Origin of the sequence: Streptomyces sp. URMC 123 (assembly GCF_051386515.1) — a bacterium.
Classification (GTDB): Bacteria; Actinomycetota; Actinomycetes; order Streptomycetales; family Streptomycetaceae; genus Streptomyces.
This window is the reverse complement of the sequence record NZ_JBPQTV010000479.1, coordinates 1-3,625: the sequence shown is the minus strand read 5'-3', so window position 1 is coordinate 3,625 and position 3,625 is coordinate 1. Positions and strand designations below refer to the sequence as shown.

Genomic DNA, 3,625 nt, shown 5'->3' with positions numbered 1-3,625 from the left:
CGGGCGGGAAACCCGGGGGCGGCGTAGCCGGGCGGCTGGTGGAGACCCTGCTGGGTCGTGAGCTGTCCGGGCGGGACCCGCACCACGGTGCAGCCGGCGCCGGCTCCGACGGCGAGCGCGACCAGCGCGGCGGCCGCGGCGAGCCGCCGCGACCGGCCCCCGCGCGAAGGCGTCCCGCCCGGCCGTACCGCGCGCGGCGCCTCGCCCGGAGGCGCCTCGTCCGCTCGTGCTCCGTGCGGCACCCCGTCCGGTCGCGTCTCGTGCGGCGCCCCGCGCGGCACCCCGTCCGGTCGCACTCGTGTCCGCACCCGCACCCGCATTCGTAACCCCCGTCTCCCGGGCCCCCTCTGTCCCCTCTTCCGTTCCCCTTCATGGATTCCCGGGGCTGCCACCGGTCGAACCACGGGCCATGCTGGGGAGAGAGCGGGCCCGTCCACCGGGGCGCCCGCCGCCGCCGCGGACGGCGGGGCGGGAGCCGGGCGGCGCCCCGCGAGCCGAGGACGGCGGCCGGGCGGCCCCCGGCCGCGAAGCGGGAGGCACAGCCGATGGCGCGCGAAGCGGAGTCGGGGTTCCCCATCGAGCCCGTGTACGGGCCCGGGTCGCTGGACGGCTGGGACCCGGAGCGGGCGCTGGGCGAGCCGGGCGCGTACCCGTTCACCCGGGGCGTGCACGCCACGATGTACACCGGCCGGCCCTGGACGGTGCGCCAGTACGCCGGCTTCGGCACGGCCGCCGAGTCCAACGCCCGCTACCGGGACCTCATCGCGCACGGCACCACCGGGCTCTCCGTCGCCTTCGACCTGCCCACGCAGATGGGCCACGACTCCGACGAGCCGATCGCCCGCGACGAGGTCGGCAGGGTCGGCGTCGCCGTCGACTCCCTCGACGACATGCGCGAGTTGTTCGCCGGCATCCCGCTGGACCGGGTCTCCACCTCCATGACGATCAACGCCCCGGCCGCGCCGCTGCTGCTGCTGTACCGGCTCGTCGCCGAGGAGGGCGGCGCGCGGGCCGACCGGCTCACCGGTACGGTCCAGAACGACGTGCTCAAGGAGTACATCGCGCGCGGCACCTATATCTTCCCGCCCAGGCCCTCGCTCCGGCTGACCGCCGATCTGTTCCGCTACTGCCGCGCCGAGATGCCCCGCTGGAACACCATCTCCATCTCCGGCTACCACATGGCCGAGGCGGGGGCCTCGCCCGCGCAGGAGATCGCCTTCACCCTCGCCAACGGCATCGCCTACGTCCGTACGGCGCTCGCGGCCGGCATGGCGGTGGACGAGTTCGCGCCCCGGCTGTCGTTCTTCTTCGTCGCCCGGACGACCCTGCTGGAGGAGGTCGCGAAGTTCCGCGCGGCCCGCAGGATCTGGGCGCGGGTGATGCGCGAGGAGTTCGGGGCGCGCGACCCGAAGTCGATGGCGCTGCGCTTCCACACCCAGACGGCCGGGGTGCAGCTCACCGCCCAGCAGCCGGAGGTCAACCTCGTACGGGTCGCGGTGCAGGCGCTGGCGGCCGTCCTGGGCGGCACCCAGTCCCTGCACACCAACGCCTTCGACGAGGCCATCGCGCTGCCGAGCGACAAGGCGGCCCGGCTGGCGCTGCGCACCCAGCAGGTGCTCGCGCACGAGACCGACGTGCCCTCGACGGTCGACCCCTTCGCGGGCAGTTACGCCGTCGAGTCGCTCACCGAGCGGGTCGAGGAGGCGGCGCTGGCGCTGATGCGCCGGATCGAGGATCTCGGGGGCGCGGTCGAGGCCATCGAACAGGGCTTCCAGAAGGCGGAGATCGAGCGGAACGCGTACCGGATCGCGCAGGAGACGGAGGCGGGGGAGCGGGTGGTCGTCGGCGTCAACCGGTTCCGGATCGACCGGGAGGAGCCGTACGAGCCGCTGCGCCGGGACCCGGCCGTGGCGGAGCGCCAGGCCCGGCGGCTGGCCGCGCTGCGCGCCGAGCGCGACGGCAGGGCGGTGGAGGCCGCGCTGACGTCGCTGCGGAAGGCGGCCGCGGGCACGGACAACGTGCTGCCCCCGATGCGGGAGGCGCTCGCCGCGCGGGCCACGGTCGGCGAGGTGTGCGGGGCGCTGCGGGAGGTCTGGGGCACGCATGTGCCCACCGAGACGTTCTGACGCCGCGGCCTGATGACCCGTTCGCCGCCCGGGCTCACCGCCGCCCGGGCCGGCCGCCGCCTGTGCCGACCGCCCGCCTGTGCCGTCCGCCGCCCGGGCCGCCCGCGCGGCGCCCGGCTCAGGGCGCCAGCACGTCCAGCTCGGCCATCGCCCCCGCGGTGATCTCCCGGGTCAGCCGCTCCGCCGCGGCCGCGTCCCGGCACCGTACGGCCTCCGCGACCCGCACATGCAGGGTGACGGCCGCCGGGTCGGGGTCGGTGAACATCACCTGGTGCTCGGTGCGCCCGGTGAGCACCTCGGCCACCACATCGCCGAGGCGGGCGAACATCTCGTTGCCCGAGGCCCGCAGGATCACCCGGTGGAAGGCGATGTCGTGCACCAGATAGGCGTCGAGCTGCTGGCCGCGGGAGGTGGCCACCATCCCCAGGGCGTGTTCGGTGAGCTCGGCGCACTGCCCGGGGGTCGCCAGGGCGGCGGCCAGCCCCGCGGCGACCGGCTCCACCGCCGACCGCAGCACGGTCAGCGAGCGCAGCTGGCGCGGCCGGTCGGCCCCGGCCAGCCGCCAGCGGATGACCTGCGGGTCGAAGACGTTCCACTCCTCGGCGGGGCGCACCGTCACCCCGACCCGGCGCCGGGACTCGACCAGGTGCATGGACTCCAGGACCCGTACGGCCTCGCGGACGACGGTCCGGGAGACGTCGAAGCGCTGTTCCAGCTCGTCGGTGCGCAGAACGGTGCCCGGCGGGTACTCGCCCGCCGTGATCGCGGGGCCGAGGGCCGCCAGAACGCGGCCGTGCAGTCCCTGCCCCTGGCTCTCCATGGCGCTCAGCCTACGGGGCGGGGCCCTCGCGGCTCGGGAATTAAGTATGACTTTTAAGTCACGAACCCTTGAATACGTCGTATCCATGAGCTTGAGTGTGGGGCGGCGCCGACGTCGACGAGGACACCGCAATGAGCACAGCCATGAGCACACCGGGCAGCACGACGACACACCCCCGGGTGGTGGTCGTCATGGGCGTCTCCGGCACCGGCAAGTCGACCGTCGGCGAGCTGCTCGCCGCCGCGCTGGGCGTGCCCTACGCCGAGGCCGACGACTTCCACTCACCGGCCAACATCGCCAAGATGTCGGCCGGGGTGCCGCTGGAGGACGCCGACCGCGCGCCCTGGCTGGACGCCATCGGCGACTGGGCCGCGGGGCGGGCGGGCCGCGGCGGCGTGGTCAGCTGCTCCGCGCTCAAGCGGGCCTACCGCGACCGGCTGCGGGCCAAGGCTCCCGGGCTGTTCTTCCTCCACCTCGCCGGCGACCGGGAGTTGATCGCCGAGCGGATGGCGGCCCGCACGGGCCACTTCATGACCACCCGGCTGCTCGACTCCCAGTTCGCCACCCTCGAACCGCTCCAGCCGGACGAGACGGGCGTGACGGTCGATGTCGCGCCCGAGCCCGGGGTGGTCGTCGAACGGGCCGTCACCGCCCTGCGGCAGGCCCCGCCCGCACCCGC

3 protein-coding genes and 1 pseudogene are annotated in these 3,625 nt (G+C 75.1%); 2 read left to right on the top strand and 2 right to left on the bottom strand.

What is annotated here, in order from left to right; genetic code table 11:
• Positions 1-296, bottom strand: a pseudogene (locus tag ACSNOD_RS29660) (hypothetical protein); the annotation flags it as partial.
• 249 nt (positions 297-545) lie between these two features.
• On the opposite strand from ACSNOD_RS29660, the gene ACSNOD_RS29655 reads away from it, so the two are divergent.
• Positions 546-2,126, top strand: a complete 1,581-nt coding sequence (locus ACSNOD_RS29655) for an acyl-CoA mutase large subunit family protein (protein ID WP_436770170.1) — start codon at positions 546-548, stop codon at positions 2,124-2,126.
• Between the two features lie 118 nt (positions 2,127-2,244).
• Here ACSNOD_RS29655 and ACSNOD_RS29650 read toward each other — a convergent pair whose 3' ends face one another.
• A complete protein-coding gene (locus ACSNOD_RS29650; RefSeq protein WP_436770169.1) occupies positions 2,245-2,946 on the bottom strand; it encodes a FadR/GntR family transcriptional regulator in 702 nt (233 codons plus the stop codon).
• Positions 2,947-3,077: 131 nt separating this feature from the next.
• On the opposite strand from ACSNOD_RS29650, the gene ACSNOD_RS29645 reads away from it, so the two are divergent.
• A partial coding sequence (locus ACSNOD_RS29645) for a gluconokinase (RefSeq protein ID WP_436770168.1) occupies positions 3,078-3,625 on the top strand: 548 nt, incomplete at its 3' end.

Excerpts from the sequence above, each read along its gene's own strand:
- ACSNOD_RS29655 (WP_436770170.1), top strand. The coding sequence starts at position 546 with ATGGCGCGCGAAGCGGAGTCGGGGTTCCCCATCGAGCCCGTGTACGGG.
- ACSNOD_RS29650 (WP_436770169.1), bottom strand. The coding sequence starts at position 2,946 with ATGGAGAGCCAGGGGCAGGGACTGCACGGCCGCGTTCTGGCGGCCCTC.